15 protein-coding genes are annotated in these 15,549 nt (G+C 68.3%); 3 read left to right on the forward strand and 12 right to left on the reverse strand.

The annotated features are described in order from the left end of the window. Positions 1-221: 221 nt before the first annotated feature. Positions 222-962 carry an aldolase gene (locus tag AVE30378_RS11835; protein WP_129241063.1) on the reverse strand — a complete coding sequence of 247 codons (741 nt, stop codon included), beginning with the start codon at positions 960-962 and terminating at the stop codon, positions 222-224. A gap of 44 nt (positions 963-1,006) precedes the next feature. After that, the gene (locus tag AVE30378_RS11840) at positions 1,007-1,723 is read right to left on the reverse strand and encodes a haloacid dehalogenase type II (RefSeq protein WP_129241064.1); all 717 of its coding nucleotides are present in this window, start codon (positions 1,721-1,723) and stop codon (positions 1,007-1,009) included. Positions 1,724-1,831: 108 nt separating this feature from the next. Here AVE30378_RS11840 and AVE30378_RS11845 point away from each other — a divergent pair, with 108 nt between their 5' ends. Then, positions 1,832-2,704 (forward strand): LysR substrate-binding domain-containing protein, encoded by an 873-nt coding sequence (locus AVE30378_RS11845; protein WP_129241065.1) that lies wholly within the window; start codon positions 1,832-1,834, stop codon positions 2,702-2,704. A gap of 10 nt (positions 2,705-2,714) precedes the next feature. Here the strand turns inward: AVE30378_RS11845 and AVE30378_RS32745 are convergent, their stop codons facing one another. The 4 genes from AVE30378_RS32745 to AVE30378_RS11865 all read right to left on the reverse strand — a co-directional run bounded on the left by AVE30378_RS32745 (position 2,715) and on the right by AVE30378_RS11865 (position 5,936). Further along, the gene (locus AVE30378_RS32745; RefSeq protein WP_129241066.1) at positions 2,715-3,119 is read right to left on the reverse strand and encodes a YchJ family protein; all 405 of its coding nucleotides are present in this window, start codon (positions 3,117-3,119) and stop codon (positions 2,715-2,717) included. Between the two features lie 19 nt (positions 3,120-3,138). Then, entirely contained in the window at positions 3,139-3,411 is a 273-nt protein-coding gene (locus AVE30378_RS11855; RefSeq protein WP_129241067.1) for a GNAT family N-acetyltransferase, read from the reverse strand. A gap of 80 nt (positions 3,412-3,491) precedes the next feature. Continuing rightward, positions 3,492-4,439 carry a 3-hydroxyacyl-CoA dehydrogenase NAD-binding domain-containing protein gene (locus AVE30378_RS11860; RefSeq protein WP_129241068.1) on the reverse strand — a complete coding sequence of 316 codons (948 nt, stop codon included), beginning with the start codon at positions 4,437-4,439 and terminating at the stop codon, positions 3,492-3,494. Positions 4,440-4,538: 99 nt separating this feature from the next. Continuing rightward, entirely contained in the window at positions 4,539-5,936 is a 1,398-nt protein-coding gene (locus tag AVE30378_RS11865; RefSeq protein ID WP_129241069.1) for an MFS transporter, read from the reverse strand. 109 nt (positions 5,937-6,045) lie between these two features. Here AVE30378_RS11865 and AVE30378_RS11870 point away from each other — a divergent pair, with 109 nt between their 5' ends. Next, entirely contained in the window at positions 6,046-6,915 is an 870-nt protein-coding gene (locus tag AVE30378_RS11870) for a LysR family transcriptional regulator (protein WP_129241070.1), read from the forward strand. Between the two features lie 107 nt (positions 6,916-7,022). After that, complete coding sequence (locus tag AVE30378_RS11875; protein WP_129241071.1) at positions 7,023-8,438, forward strand: amidase family protein; 1,416 nt, start codon at positions 7,023-7,025, stop codon at positions 8,436-8,438. Here the strand turns inward: AVE30378_RS11875 and AVE30378_RS11880 are convergent. The 6 genes from AVE30378_RS11880 to leuS form a co-directional block, all read right to left on the reverse strand. Beyond that, on the reverse strand, positions 8,435-9,223 hold the full coding sequence (locus AVE30378_RS11880; RefSeq protein WP_129241072.1) for a 2-keto-4-pentenoate hydratase: 789 nt from the start codon (positions 9,221-9,223) through the stop codon (positions 8,435-8,437). The genes AVE30378_RS11875 and AVE30378_RS11880 overlap by 4 nt on opposite strands. A gap of 4 nt (positions 9,224-9,227) precedes the next feature. Further along, on the reverse strand, positions 9,228-9,608 hold the full coding sequence (locus AVE30378_RS11885) for a hypothetical protein (RefSeq protein ID WP_165360158.1): 381 nt from the start codon (positions 9,606-9,608) through the stop codon (positions 9,228-9,230). 127 nt (positions 9,609-9,735) lie between these two features. Continuing rightward, a complete protein-coding gene (locus AVE30378_RS11890; protein ID WP_129241073.1) occupies positions 9,736-11,016 on the reverse strand; it encodes a glutamate-5-semialdehyde dehydrogenase in 1,281 nt (426 codons plus the stop codon). 117 nt (positions 11,017-11,133) lie between these two features. Next, on the reverse strand, positions 11,134-12,189 hold the full coding sequence (holA, locus tag AVE30378_RS11895; RefSeq protein WP_129241074.1) for a DNA polymerase III subunit delta: 1,056 nt from the start codon (positions 12,187-12,189) through the stop codon (positions 11,134-11,136). Next, on the reverse strand, positions 12,190-12,852 hold the full coding sequence (locus tag AVE30378_RS11900; protein ID WP_129241075.1) for an LPS-assembly lipoprotein LptE: 663 nt from the start codon (positions 12,850-12,852) through the stop codon (positions 12,190-12,192). 11 nt (positions 12,853-12,863) lie between these two features. Then, a complete protein-coding gene (leuS, locus tag AVE30378_RS11905) occupies positions 12,864-15,521 on the reverse strand; it encodes a leucine--tRNA ligase (RefSeq protein WP_129241076.1) in 2,658 nt (885 codons plus the stop codon). Between the last annotated feature and the right edge of the window lie 28 nt (positions 15,522-15,549).

Consider the following 15,549-nt stretch of genomic DNA (forward strand, 5'->3'; position numbering starts at 1 on the left):
ACAGGACAGTGAAACGACTTTGCGCCGATGATAGTGGACGGACGTCTGTGAAAGTAGGTCATCGTCAGGCTTTTATTGCTCAAAACCCCCCAGGTTATACCTGTGGGGTTTTGTCTTTGGGGCGCCGCAATGCTTGCCGCGCCCGCCCGGACGCACAAACAAAAACCCCTCGCGGCCATAGCGCCGCGAGGGGTTTTGCCTTGGCAGGCTGGAAAGGGATCCTAACGTAGCTGCCGGCGCAGCGCGGCGAAGAACAGTTCGGATTGAAGGCGCTCGCCCTGGATCTGGGCGGCCACTTTGGCGGCAATTCCGGCATCGGCCGGAGCCAGGGGCCGTCCGGTGGACTGCGCCAACACCTGGGCCGTACAGGCGCGTTCCAGGAAGAAGAGATCGTCGTAGGCGTAATCCAGCCGGTCGCCGCAGACGACGACGCCATGATTCCCCAGGAAGACGATGTCCGCGCCCTGCATGGCGCGGGCGATGCGTTCGCCTTCGCTGACGTCCAGCGCCAGGCCGTTGTAGTGTTCGTCGATGGCCAGGCGCCCGTGAAAACGCATGGCGTTCTGGGAAAGCGTGGTGTCCAGCGCCCGATCGGAAATGAGCGTCAGCGCGGTGGCGTAGGGCATATGCGTGTGCAGGACACAGGCCTTGCCGGCGATGCGGTGGATGGCGGCGTGGATGAACATCGCCGTGGGCTCGACTTCATGGCGGCCGGCGAGCTTGTTGCCTTGGGCGTCGATCAGGACGATGTCGTCGGCCTGTACTTCCTGCCACATCAATCCGCGCGGATTGAGCAGGAAATGATCCGGGTCGCCAGGCAGGGCCACGCTGAAATGGTTGCAGACGCCTTCCCCCAATCCATGGGCCGCCGCCGCCCGCAGCGCGAGCGCCAGATCGGCGCGCAGCGCGGCGATGGGTTCGGCGTGAAAGAGCGCATCGGCGAAATGGGGTTCTTGGTTCATGGCTGCCTTTCGGAAGTGGAGATTTGAGGGAAGGCGCGCGCCCGTCATAGCCAGCCGGCGTCGCGGAACAGGTCGGGCACGCGGTCCAAAGTTGCTACGGTAGCGTCCGGCCGGTAGTCGGGCAAGGGTTTGCGGCCAGTGCCGCGGTCGATCCAGACGCAGCGAAAGCCGATATCGCGAGCGGCCGCAAGGTCCAGATGGGGGCTGGCGCAAATGTGCACGACCTCGTCGGGCGTGACGCCGAGGCCGTCGTGGGCGTGAGCGAATATCTGGCGCGACGGCTTGTAGGCGCCGGCTTGTTCGGCCGTGACGACGCGGTCGATGTGGCCGCCCAATTGCGCAACGTTGCCGGCGATGATGCCGTCGTCGGTGTTGGAGATGATGCACAGCCGGAAGCCGGCCTGCTTCAGTACCGCCAGCGTCTCCACCACTTCCGGGAAGGGAGGCATGGCGGATATGCCGCCGACCAGCATCTCCGCGTGCTCGGGCCGGTATTCGAGGCCCAGTTCCTGCATGGTCAGCCGCAGCGATTCGCGGCTGATGTCGGCGAAGCTGCGGTGCGGCCGCGCGTGCTCCAGCCGGTGTTCGTGGCCATCGTAGACGTGCAGGAACTGCGCGGGACTGGGCGCATGCCGCCCCGTATCGCTGTCGGTTGCCAGGATGCGGGCAACGGCGGCCTGCAGGCCTTCGTCCCACTGGATGAGGGTGCCGTAGCAATCGAAGGTGAGCCATTGGGGACGAGGCAATTGGGCCAGGGGCATGTCGGTTCCTTGAACGGATGGGGATGCTCCCAGCGTAGGGACGCGCAGATAAGTTGTAAAATTAATTATTGAACTCACCTCAGTTGATTATCAAATATCATCCCCGCCATGCTCGATCTGGAATTGCTCAGGACCTTGGTGTGCGTCGTGGACGAAGGCAGTTTCACGCGCGCGGCCAACCGGGTGCATCGCACGCAATCGACCGTCAGCCAGCAGGTGCGCAAGCTGGAGCAGAGCGTCGGCAAGACGCTGCTGTTGAGGGACCGCGCGGGCGGCAATGTGTCGGCGACGGAGGACGGCGAACTCATGGTGGCGTATGCGCGCCGCTTGCTGGCCATCGCCGGCGAGGCCGAGCACGTGCTGTCGGCGCCTCGCGCGGCCCGCGTGCTGCGGCTGGGCATACCGGAGGATTTCGACGTGTCCCGGCTGACCGTGCTGCTGGTCGGGTTTGCCGCGAGCCATGCCGACGTGCGCCTTGAAACCAGCAGCGGCATGAGCACGGACCTGCGCGGCGGGCTGGCCTCGGGCGAGCTGGACCTGGCGCTGGTCAAGCGCGAGCCGGGCGACGGGCCCTGCCTGGCGGCATGGCCGGAACGCCTGGTCTGGGTGGGCGGCAGGCAGCGGGTTCCCGATGGCGCCGCGGTGCCACTGGTCGTTTTCCCGCAAGGCTGCATTTATCGCAAGCGCGCGATCTACGCCTTGGAAAGCGCGGGCAGGCCGTGGCACATCGCCTACCACAGCCACAGTCTGGCCGGGGTGCAGGCTGCCGTCGCGGCCGGATTGGGCGTGAGCCTGTTGCCGGCGTTCGCGCGCCTGGACACGCATGAGGTGCTGGGCGAGGACGCGGGTTTTGCGCCGACGCCGCCGACGGAACTGGCGATCGTCGGGAATCAGCGCGCGCTGAACGCGGCCGAACAGCATCTGGTGATGGCGCTGAAACAGGCCATCGGACACGACAGCCTGGCCGTGCCCGCCGCCTGAAGCACCGGATTCAGCTCAGGTCGCCATCCACGTAATACCACCGCCCGCCTTCCCGGACGAAGCGGCTGACCTCGTGCAGGCGATGGCCCCGGCCGGCCTGGCGGCTGCGGGCGACGAATTCCACGGTGGCGTGGTCGGCATCCTGGACGAGCGCTTTCTTGACCGCCAGCCCCAGCCATTTCAGGTCGGCGGGATTGGGCTCCAGCGAGGCGGGGCGGGTGCTGGGATGCCAGGTGGCCAGCAGATACGGCAGCTTGTCCAGCACGAAGGCGCTGTAGCGCGAGCGCATGAGCGCTTCGGCGCTGGGCGCCTGCATGGCGAGCGGGCCTTCATGCCAGCGGCCGCAGCACTCGGGGTAGGCGCCGGGGCCGCCGCAGGGGCAGGCCGCGGCCGCGTTCTGTGAGGGTTTGGCCACGATGAGCGCGCCGTTGCCGTCAGGCGAGCAGATCGTTGTATTCAGGATGGCGGCGCATGTAGACCTCGGCGTACGAGCACAGGGGCCGCACCTTCCAGCCGTTGGCGCGCGCGGCATCCAGGGCGTGGCGCGTGAGCGCGGCGGCTATGCCGCGCCCGCCCACCTGGCTGGGCACGCCGGTGTGGGTGATCGTCAGGATGTTGTCCTGCAACTGGTAGTCGAGCACGCACAGCACGCCGTCGACGGTGGCGGTGTAGCGGGAACGTTCTGTGTCTTGCGTCACGGAAATCATGCGGAAGGATTCCTCGGGTTCGAGTGCGCCGGCGGCGCGCCGCCGGCGGGATTTGCGGATGGCGCGGCCTGCGCGCCGGGTCAGCGTTGCAGGGTTTTGAGCAGGGCGGTGAGTTGGGCGTCCCGGGCCTGGACCAGGTCCGCGATGCTGCGCTTGCCCGCTTCGGCGTCGACGCCTTCGATGAGGCGCTGCTGCAATTCGGGCGTAACGTCCGGGGCGCCCAGGTCGTCCCACCAGGTCTGCACCGGGCCGAGCAGGTGGTCCATGAAATGCGCCAGGCCGCCCGCGCCGCCGCCCAGGTTGAACGTCATGTGCGGGCCGAACAGCGCCCAGCGCAGGCCGGGCCCCTGCGAGACCGCGGCGTCGATATCGGCGACGCTGGCCACGTTTTCGGCCGCCAGGTGGATGGCTTCGCGCCAGAGCGCGGCCTGGAGGCGGTTGGCGATGTGGCCGGGCACTTCCTTGTTCAGCCGGATCGGGTATTTCCCCATGCTGCGGTAGAAGGCGATGCAGCGGTCGATCGTGTCCGCCGAGGTCTGGTCGCCGCCCACGACCTCGACCAGCGGGATCAGGTGCGGCGGATTGAACGGATGCCCGATGACGAAGCGGGACGCGTGCACGCAGCGCGACTGCAGGCGGCTCATGATGAGGCCGGACGAGCTCGAGGCGACGATGACGTGCGCGGGCAGGACCGCGTCGATGCGCGCGAACAGGCCGGTCTTGAAGTCTTCGCGTTCCGGCGCGTTTTCCTGCACGAAATCCGCGCCGGCCAGCGCGGCCTCCAGGTCGGGTTCGAACCGCAGGGCGTCGGGCGAGGCGCCGGGCGCAACGCGGCCCAGTTCGGCCAGCACCGGCCAGGCTTCCTGTACGCGGGTGCGCGTCTGGGATTCGGCGTCGGCGGCCGGGTCGCTGACGACCACTTCCAGGCCGCGGGCGAGGAACAGCGCGGCCCAACTGGCGCCGATGGTGCCGGCGCCTACGATGGCGACCCTGCGGATGGCGGGAAGGGGCGTGGCGGAACTGGACATGCAAGGCTCCTGGTCGGGTGAATAGGAGCATTGTGAAGCAAACGCCGGCCCCTTGCCATGCGCGCGGGCGCTGCCGCCGGCCGCGCCGCCCGCGGGCGTTCAGGCATTGCGGGCGCGGCGCAGATGCCGCCATCCCAGCGCGGAGGCCAGCAGGTAGCTTGCGGCGATGATGGCGTAGACGGCGGGCAGGGCATCGCGCCAATCGGACAGCAGATGCAGGATGGTCCCCATCAGGGCGACGCCGACCAGCGCGCCCGACTGGCGGTTGGCGTTCAGCGCCGCCGCGGCGCTGTTCGCGTGGCGCTTGCCCGATACCTGCATGACCACGCTGGTCATCGCGGGCACGGCGATGCCCACGCCCAGGTTGGCCAGCGCGATGATGATGGCGAAAGGCCAGTAGGCGGTCGCGGGGGTGACCGCGAAGATGGCGACCGCGCTCATGGCCGCGGCGAGCGATACGCCGCCGATCAGCGAGGCCGATACGTTCCAGCGCGCGGACATGCGGCCGGAGATCAGGTTGCCGATGGAAAACACCGCCAGCATCGGCACCAACTGGATGCCCGTCTGCAGGGCGTCCGCCCCGCGCGCCTGCTGCAGGAACAGGCTGAGCAGAAAGAGCTGGCCGTAGGCGGCCAGATTGATCAGAAAGCCGATGCCGTTGGCCGCCGCGAACTGCGCGGTCGCGAAGAGGTCGCGGGGAATGATGGGTTCGGCGTGGCCGCGTTCGCGGCGGACCAGCAGCGCCGCCGCGCCCAGGAACAGGGCGGCCGCGAACGCGATCGGGCTGGAGGACCAGCCGTAGGCGTTGCCCTGGATCAGCGCGAAGCACAGCGAAGACAGCGCGATGACTCCCAGCAGGTGGCTCAGCGGATTGAGCGCGCGCGGCCGGCGGGGCGCCGCCTGGATGCGGCGGCGGGCCAGCCACAGGCCCGCGATCCCCAGCGGGATATTGATGAGGAAGATGCCGCGCCAGCCGAATTGGTGGATCAGCATGCCGCCCATCAGCGGACCTGCCGCGCCGGAGACCGCCACGATCGCCGACCAGGCCGCCAGCATGCGGTTGCGCACCTGCTCGTCGTCGTAGGCGTGGGTGAGCAGGCTCAGCGAACTGGGCATGAACAGGGCCGCGCCCAGGCCTTGCAGCATGCGGGCCAGGATGAGGATGTCCGCGTCCGGCGCCAGCCCGCAAAGCAGGGACGCGAAGGTGAAGACGCCCAGGCCCGCCAGATAGATGGTCTTGGCGCCGTAGCGGTCGGCCAGCGCGCCGGCCACCAGCAGCAGGGCCGCGAACGTGAGCGTATAGCCGTCGACGATCCAGACCAGGTCCGTCAGCGGAACCGTGAATTGCAGCGCAATGCTGGGGAGGGCCACGTTGACGACGGTGACGTCCAGCATGGCCATGACGAAGCCGATCGCCAGCGTGACGAGCGGCAGCCATCCGGTGACGGCGGCGGGTTTGGCATCCAGGGCGGAAGCATGGGGGCAGGCGGAATTCATGGTGAGGGCTCAGCGGCTTTCGAGGGATGAAGCTTAGGAGTTCTGCGTGATGCAAAAAAGCCGAAGAACTGCTTTATAGTGATGCAAAAGTGCATCTATGGGATTCCGCATGGATTGGGACAACGCCAGGATTTTCCTGGCCATTTACCGGGTGGGCACGCTGCGCGGCGCGGCGGCCCTGCTACAGATCGACCAGGCCACGGCCGGCCGAAGGCTGGCGGCGCTGGAGTCGTCCCTGGATGCGCGGCTGTTCCTGCGCACTCCGGGCGGCTACGTGCCCACGGCCGCGGGCGAGCTGGCCTTCGCCGCGGCGGAGCGCATGGAGCAGGCGGCCGACCAGTTGCAGCGCCAGATGCAGGGGCTGGACCACCGGCTGTCCGGCGCGGTGCGGGTGGCGACGTCGGAAACCGTGGCCAAATACTTCATCATGGAGGCCATCCGGCGCGTGCACGCCCAGCATCCCGACATCCGCGTGACGCTGTCCACGGCGATCCAGATGAGCAACCTGACGCGCCGCGAGGCGGACCTGGCGATACGCAACCTCAGGCCGGACAACCCCGACCTGATCTGCCGGCACCTGGCGCGCAAGGAAGTGGGGCTGTATGCGTCCCGGGCATACCTGGCCGCGCACGGCGAGCCGCGTCCGGGAACGGCGTTCGCGGGGCACACGCTGGTGACCTACCAGCAATCGGTGCTGCCGGGCTGGTCCGACGCGTTCTGCGGAGAGCCCACGGGCAACGGCCGCCTCGGCGTGGAACTGAATTCGGGCCTGATGATCATCGAGGCCGTGGTGGCGGGCCTGGGCATCGGCGAGCTGCCCACGCACATGGCGCCCGACTACCCGGATCTGGTCCGTATCTGGCCGGCCCGCAGCGAATCCTACGACCTCTGGCTGGTGATGCACGGAGACCTGAACCGCACGGCCCGCGTGCGCGCCGTGGCGGACGCGATCGTCGAGGTGTTCGAAGAGGACAAGTAGCGGCGCGGCCGGGGCGGCTTGTGGGTGGCTTGTGGGTGGCTTGTGGGCGGCGGCGGCTGGCGCTAAGGTGGGCGAACCCTGCAAAAAACCTGACTCAGGAGTCGCGCGTGTCCGATCTTTGGCGTTTGTCCGCAGTTGAGCTTGCCGCCCGTATCCGCAAGCGTGAAGTCTCCGCCCGCGAAGCCGCGCAAAGCGCGCTGGAGCGCCTCGACGCCGTCAATCCCGCCATCAACGCGGTGGTGGACCATCGGCCCGAAACGGTGCTCGCGCAGGCGGCCGAGGTGGATGCGGCCCTGGCGCGAGGCGAAGAGGCCGGCCCGCTGGCGGGCGTGCCCGTCACGGTCAAGGTCAACGTGGACCAGGCCGGTTTCGCCACCACCAACGGCGTGGGCCTGCAGAAGGACCTGATCGCCGCCGAGAACAGCCCGGTCGTCGACAACCTGCGGCGGGCGGGCGCGGTCATCCTGGGCCGCACCAACACGCCGGCGTTTTCGCTGCGCTGGTTCACCGGCAACCTGCTGCACGGCGACACGCTGAATCCGCGCAACCCGGCGCTCACGCCGGGCGGCTCGTCGGGCGGCGCGGCCTCCGCGGTCGCGGCCGGCATCGGACACCTGGCGCACGGCACCGATATCGCCGGGTCCATCCGCTATCCGGCCTATGCCTGCGGCGTCCACGGGCTGCGTCCCTCGCTGGGGCGCGTGGCGGCCTACAACGCGGCGCTGCCTGAACGCGCCATCGGCGCGCAACTGACCGCGGTATCGGGGCCCCTGGGGCGCAGCATCGCCGATCTGCGGCTGGGCCTGGCGGCGCTGGCGGCGCCGGACCCGCGCGATCCCTGGTGGGTTCCGGCTCCGTTGACGGGGCCCGATGCGCCGCGCCGGGCCGCGCTATGCCTGAATCCCGACGGCATGGAAACCGAGCCCGCCGTGGTCAAGGCCTTGCAGGAGGCGGCGCGCCGGCTCAGCGAGGCCGGCTGGACGGTGGATACCCTGGATGCCGTGCCTCCGATGCAAGAGGCGGCGGACCTGCAGATCCGCATGTGGCTGGCGGACGGTTATGACGCCCTGGTCGCGGCCGCTGAAAAAGAAGGCGACCGCGGCGCGCTGGTCGCGTTGGCCGGCCAGCGCGGCAATGCGGCCGCTATCGACCTCGCCGGCTTTTCGGCGGTGCTGACGCGCCGCGCCACGCTCACGCGCCTGTGGGAGCGGTTCTTCGCGGAGTATCCGGTGTTGCTGTTGCCGGTGTCCGCGGAGCTGCCCTTTCCGGACAAGCTCGATCTGCAGGGCGACGAGGCCTATGCCCGGGTCTGGCGCGCGCAGATGACGCAGATCGGCGTGCCGTTCATGGGATTGCCGGGCTTGTCGGTCGCGATGGGTTCCGCCATGAGCGGCGCGGGCCCGAGTCCGGTCGGCGTGCAGGTGGTGGCGGGACGCTACCGCGAGGACCTGTGCCTGGCGGTCGGCGAAATCATCGAGGCGGCCGGCGAAGCCGTCGGCATCGCCGAACCCGCGGCCCGCTAGGGCTTGCTGAACCGCAGGCGCAGGACGCCGATGTCGCCGTAGGCAAGCTCCACGTCGCGATTGGCCGGCACGTCCAGGAAGCCGGCGTACGAGCCGGTGATGACATGCTGGCCGGCGCGCAGCCCCAGGCCTTGTCCGCGCAGGAAGTTGGCCAGCCAGTACAGCCCGGCCTTGGGGCGGTCGTTCGGGTGGATGCCCGCGTGCTGTTCGATCTCGGCGCCGTCCACGGACAGCGTGATGCTCATGCTGCCGGGCGCGGCATGGGGCGATGCGATGCGCGGGCCCAGCACCAGCCCCAGGTTGAACATGTGGTCGGCCAGAAGCTCGGGCAGGCTGGCGTGTTCCGGCGAGGCGTAGCGGCAGCCCAGGACTTCCAGCGCCAGGCGCGCGCCGCCGATCGCGGCGTCGATTTCGGCCTCGGTGTAAGGCTGGGCGCGGGCGGGCAGGTCCTGGGCGATCTCGAACGCGATCTCGGGTTCGATGCGCAGCACGTCGGTCCGCGCGGCGATCGGGCCGGCTTCGGCATAGGCGACGGTGGACGCATAGATGGGAGCGACGACGGTCTTCTCGGGCGAAGGCAGCGCGCTTTTCCAGGCGGCGATGCCGTCCTGGCGGTCTTCCAGCAGCAACTGCGCGGTGCGTTGCTGCACGGCGAAGGCCTGGCCCAGCGATTGCGGGCGGCAGCCGGCGGGCAGGCGGGGGCCGGCGACGCCGGATTCGCGCGCGGCGATCAGGTAGCGGGCGGCTTCCAGGCAGCCGGGATAGTCTTCGATTCTGATCTGCATGCGATCAAACTCCCAGATACAGCATGATCCAGAGGGCGATCATGGCGATCAAACCCAGCCAGCAAGACCCCCAGAAGCCGACGATCGGCCATTTCAGGGCCAGCGGCGTCTTCTTCGGATCGACGTGGCCCAGCAGGTCGTTGGCGTTGCCGATCAGCCAGAAGCGGGTGTCCGGGAACATCAGCCGGAAGAAATAATCCAGCATGATCGCCGCCTGGATCGACAGCGGATACTGGTTGAACGGACGATGCTGAAGGTAGGGGTGCTTCAGCGTCGCGTTGATCTGCTTGCTCTTGAGGAAGAACAGGACGATGCCGCTGATTGAGCAAGTGATGAAGCACAGCACGAAAAGGCTGAAGGCCATGGAAATGGCGGCTGAATGCATGGGGGGTCTCGGAGTTGCGCGGTAGGCCGCGTTCGGATGACAAGAAGCCGGCGGATTGCCTGGCCGTATTGTAGAAGGCTGGCCGCGGCCCCGTGTTCAGGGCCGCGTCAGTCTCAGCGCGGAGGACTCAGCCTCGCACCTGGCCTTCGCCGCTCAGCACCCACTTCAGCGTGGTCAGGCCTTCCAGGCCGACCGGGCCGCGCGCGTGCAGGCGGTTCGTGGAGATGCCGATTTCGGCGCCGAGGCCGTATTCGAAGCCGTCGGCGAAGCAGGTCGGCAGGTTGACGTAGACCGAGCTTGAGTCGACCTCGCGCTGGAAGCGCTGCGCGGCGGACAGGTCCTCGGTGACGATCGCGTCGGTGTGGCCGGAACCCCAGCGCGCGATGTGTTCGATGGCGTCGTCCAGCGAGTCGACGATGCGCACCGCCAGGATGGGCCCCAGGTATTCCGTCGCCCAGTCTTCCTCGGTGGCCGGCTTGGCATGCGGCAGCAGGGCCAGGGTGCGGGGGCATCCGCGCAGTTCGACGCCGTGCTCGGCGAAATCCGCGGCCAGGCCGGGAAGAAGCGAGACGGCGGCCACCGCGTCGACCAGCAGGGTCTCCATGGCGCCGCAGATGCCGTAGCGGTAGGTCTTGGCGTTGAAGGCGATGGCGTGCGCCTTGTCGGGATCCGCCGCCGCGTCGATATAGACGTGGCAATTGCCGTCCAGATGCTTGATCAGCGGCACGCGGGCTTCCTGGGACAGGCGGGCGATCAGGCCTTTGCCGCCGCGGGGCACGATGACGTCGATGTGCTCGGTCATGGTGATGAGCTTGCCGACCGCGGCTCGGTCCGCGGTGGCCACGACCTGCACCGCGTCTTGCGGCAGGCCGGCGGCGGCCAGGCCTTTCTGCACGATGCGGCCCAGCGCGATGTTGGAGTGCAGCGCTTCGCTGCCGCCGCGCAGGATGGCGGCGTTGCCGGACTTCAGGCACAGCGCGGCGGCGTCGATCGTCACGTTGGGGCGGGATTCGTAAATGATGCCGATCACGCCCAGCGGGACGCGCATCTGGGCGACGCGCATGCCGTTGGGCCGCACCGTGGTGGCGGTAATGCTGCCGATCGGGTCCGGCAGGGCGGCGATCTGGCGCAGGCCTTCGGCCATGTGCGCGAGCGTCTTGTCGGACAGGGTCAGGCGGTCCAGCAGCGCGGGCTCCAGCCCGTTGGCGCGGGCGGCGGCGACGTCTTTCTCGTTGGCCGCCTTGAGTTCGTCGTGGCTGGCGGCCAGGGCGTCGGCCATGGCCAGCAGCGCCTGGTTCTTGGCGGCGCCGGTGGCGCGCATCATGGCGCGCGAGGCGCGGCGGGCGTTTTCGCCCAGGGTGAGCATGGCTTGTTCGATGGAGGACGAGGACATGGCGGCGTCGATCATGAATGTGGGGCGGCATGGAAGCCGCCTGGAGAATCAGTGTATATCCGGCCGGACGGCCGGGCGAACCTCCGGTCGGGCGGCCGGAGGGGCGAGGCGGAGGCGGCGGCTATGCCGCCTTCACGGTCGTCCGCCAGCGGCGGCGACGCGCAGCGCGAGCCGGGTCATTTCTTCCCAGGGGTCGGACAGGCGGCCCGGCACGGACAGGCCTTTTATCAGGCGGTCGACTTCGTGCGCGTGCTGCACGGCGGCCGGCCAGACGCCCGGCTGGACCCGGCCCAGGGCCTGCAAGGCAAGGCGTTCGTGCGCGCCGAAAATGCGCAGGCGGCGCATCAGGCCGTTGACGTCCTGCCCCAGGGCGCGGGCCTCCGCGACGCGGGCCAGCAGGCGGATTTCTTCGCCCACCGCCCACAGCACCAGCGGCAGCGCCTCGCCTTCGGCGCGCAAGCCGTCGATCATGCGGATGGTGCGGCCCGTGTCGCCGGCGAGCATGGCGTCGCGCAGGCCGAAGACGTCATAGCGCGCCACGTTCAGCACCGCGCGTTCCACGTCTTCCGCCGCAAGTTGGCCTTCGGGATAGAGCAGGCCCAGTTTCTGGATTTCCTGGTGGGCGGCCAGCAGGTTGCCTTCCACTTTGTCGGCCATCCATTGGAGGGTGGCGTTGTCGGCGCGCTGGTTCTGGCGCGCGAGACGCATGCCGATCCACGCGGGCAGGCGGCCCCGCTCGATGCCGGCGATATCGACCATTATGCCGCCGCGGCTCAGCGCCTGCGCCCAGCGGCTATCGCGGGTGGCCTTGTCCAGGCGGGGCAGCGAAATCAGGATGAGCGTGTCCGGGTCGGTCTGCTTCTCGGCCTGTTCGGCCAGCCGGGCCAGGGTATCGGCGCCGGCCTTGCCGGGCTTGCCGGTGGGGATCTTGATTTCGAGGATGCGGCGGTCGCCGAACAGCGACACGCTTTGGGTGGCGGCGGTGACCGAGCTCCAGTCGCTGCGCGCATCCATCACCATGGACAGGCGGTCGGTATAGCCGGCGTTGCGGGCCGAGGCGCGCAGCACGTCGACGGCCTCGGTCACCAGCAGCGGTTCGTCGCCGGACACCGTGTACAGCGGCGCCAGCCGGTTGCCCGGCCTTTGCAGGTGCTCGGCCAGGCGGTCCGCGTCCAGGAGCTGTGCCATTTAGCGCAGGATGGCCGGGTCGGTGGTGGACGGCGTCTGCCAGGGCGCCGGCGTGCTTTGCGGTTCGGGCGCGTTCGGATCGTACAGCGGGATTTCGCCTTCTTCGCCGCGCCGCTCGGCGTTCTCGAAGGCGCTGCTCACGTCCGGAGCGGTCAGGCGGCGCAGCAGGCGGGACACCAGGTCGCGCTGCATGGCGCGGTACAGCGTCTCGATCTGGCCCTGCTTGGCCTGCACGACCTGGTCGTCGTAGGGCATTTCGCGGTAGATCGACAGCGTCGTGTCCGGAATCACGGCCCGGCCCTTGGCGTCGATGAGACGGAACGTGTAGTTGATCCCCAGTTCGTATTCCTCGACGCGGCCCTGCGCGTTCAGCGAGACCTCGCGCAAGGTCCGCGAATCGGAGACCTGCTGGAGGATGGCCTGGGCCTCTTTGGTGTCTTCGACCAGCCTGGTGTTCGGCGACGCCGCGCGCACCGAGCGGCGCACGTCGGCGCCGAACTGGGTGTTGTCGGGGATGCCGATGTACAGCGTTTCGAACGGCAGGGGAGTGACTCCCCGCAAGGCGAAGCCGCAGGCGGAGAGCAGCATGAACAGCGCCAGGCAGGCGCCGCGCAGCAGCCAGGGTTGGCGGGAGGAGTGCGTTTGTTGCCCGGCGAAGTGCATGCTTGACCTCATCAGCCTACGACGTTGACCAGTTTGCCCGGGACGACGATGACGCGCTTGGGCGGACGGCCTTCCAGGAAGCGGGCGACCTCTTCCTGCGCGGCCGCCAGCTTCTCGATGTCTTCCTTGGCTGCCTTGGCGGCCACGCGGATCGAGCCGCGCAGCTTGCCGTTGACCTGGAGCATCAGCTCGATTTCGTCGGCGACCAGCGCCGCTTCGTCCACGTGCGGCCACGGCGCGTCCAGCAGGTCGCCCAGTTCCTTGGCGTAACCGAGGTCTTGCCACAGGTGCCAGGTGATGTGCGGGACGACCGGGTACAGCACGCGCAGCAGCACGCCAAGGGTCTCGGCGCAGGCGGCGTCGGACGCGGCGTCTTCGGACAGCTTGGCGTCGTCGATGGCGTTCAGCATTTTCATGCAGGCGGACACGACGGTGTTGTACTGGATGCGCTGGTAATCGTAGTCGGCCTGCTTGAGCAGCGTGTAGACCTCGCGGCGCAGGTCCTTGACGGCGGCCTGGGCTTGCGACCAGTCGGCGCCATGGGCCAGGCCGCGCGCGATGGCGTCGCGGCGGGCGTAGCTGATCGACCAGAGGCGGCGCAGGAAGCGGTTCGAGCCTTCGACGCCGGAGTCGGACCATTCGAGGGTTTGCTCGGGCGGGCTGGCGAACATGACGAACAGGCGGGCCGTGTCGGCGCCCAGGGTGTCGATCAGCGATTGCGGATCGACGCCGTTGTTCTTGGACTTGGACATCGTGCCCACGCCGCCGTAGGTGATGGCCGAGCCGTCCGACTTCAGCTTGGCGCCGACGATGGCGCCGCGGTCGTCATAGACGTTTTCGACGTCTTCGGGCCAGAAGTACTCGATGCCGCCCTGGGGCGTCTTGCGCGAATAGATGTGGTTCAGCACCATGCCCTGGCACAGCAGCTTGGTGAAGGGCTCGTCGAAGTTGAGCAGGCCCATGTCGCGCATGACCTTGGTCCAGAAGCGGGCGTACAGCAGGTGCAGCACGGCGTGCTCGATGCCGCCGATGTACTGGTCCATCGGCATCCAGTAGTCATTGCGCGCGTCGACCATGGCGCGGTCGTTGCCCGGCGAGGTGTAGCGCATGAAGTACCAGGACGAATCCACGAACGTGTCCATCGTGTCCGTTTCGCGGCGCGCGGGCTTGCCGCAGTTGGGGCAGGCGCAGGACAGGAAGGCTTCGTTCTTGGCCAGCGGGTTGCCGCTGCCGTCGGGGATCAGGTCGTCGGGCAGGACGACGGGCAGGTCCTTTTCGGGGACCGGGACGGGGCCGCAATCCGCGCAATGGATGATGGGGATCGGGGTGCCCCAGTAGCGCTGGCGCGAAATGCCCCAGTCGCGCAGGCGCCAGGTGGTCTGCTTTTCGCCCAGGCCCAGCGCGCCCAGGTCGGCGGCGATGGCGTCGACCGCTTCCTTGTGCGAGAGGCCGTCGTACTTGCCGGAATTGATGGTGCGGCCGGCTTGCTTGTCGCCGTACCATTCCTGCCAGGCGTCGGTGGAGTAGGCCTTGCCGGCCACGTCCACGACCTGGACGATGGGCAGATCGTATTTCTTCGCGAAGGCGAAATCGCGTTCGTCATGCGCCGGCACGCCCATGACGGCGCCGTCGCCGTAGGTCATGAGCACATAGTTGCCGACCCAGACTTCGACCTCGGCGCCCGTGACGGGGTGCGTGACGAACAGGCCGGTGGGCATGCCTTCCTTTTCGCGCGTGGCCATTTCGGCCTCGGTCGTGCCGCCCAGCTTGCATTGCTCGATGAACGCCGCCAGTTGCGGGTTGGAGCGGGCCGCCTGCGTGGCCAGGGGGTGCTCCGGCGCCACCGCGCAGAAGGTCACGCCCATGATGGTGTCGGCGCGAGTCGTGAAGACGTACAGCTTGCCGTCCTGGATCGGCTGGCCGTCCGGGCCGGCGATCTTGTGCGGGAAGGCGAAGCGCAGGCCTTCGGACTTGCCGATCCAGTTTTCCTGCATCAGGCGCACGCGCTCGGGCCAGCCGGGCAGGTCGTTCTGGACGGCGCCCAGCAGTTCGTCGGCGTAATCGGTGATGCGAAGGTAGTAGCCCGGGATCTCGCGCTTTTCGACGAGCGCGCCCGAACGCCAGCCGCGGCCGTCGATGACCTGTTCGTTGGCCAGCACGGTCTGGTCCACCGGATCCCAGTTGACGACCTGGGTCTTGCGGTAGGCCACGCCCTTTTCCAGCATCTTGAGGAACAGCCACTGGTTCCACTTGTAGTACTGGGGATCGCAGGCGCACATTTCGCGCGACCAGTCGATCGCCAGCCCCATCGCCTTCATCTGCTTCTTCATGTAGGCGATGTTGTCGTAGGTCCACTTCGCCGGCGGCACCTTGGACTTGATGGCGGCGTTCTCCGCCGGCATGCCGAAGGCGTCCCAGCCCATGGGCATCAGCACGTTGTAGCCGCGCATGCGCAACTGGCGCGCCATCATGTCGTTGATGGTGTAGTTGCGCACGTGGCCCATGTGCAGCTTGCCGCTGGGGTAGGGCAGCATCGAGCAGGCGTAGAACTTCGGCTTTTCGGAGCCGTCGGCGTTCGTCGCGTGTTCGTGGACCAGGTAGACGTCGCGGGCCTGCCAGTCTTGGTGGGCGGCTGCTTCGACGAGATTGGGGAGGTAACGTTCCTGCATGGGCTCGTGCACGGTGGCAAAAAAGGGT

The sequence above is a fragment of the Achromobacter veterisilvae genome (assembly GCF_900496975.1).
Lineage (GTDB): Bacteria > Pseudomonadota > Gammaproteobacteria > Burkholderiales > Burkholderiaceae_B > Achromobacter > Achromobacter veterisilvae.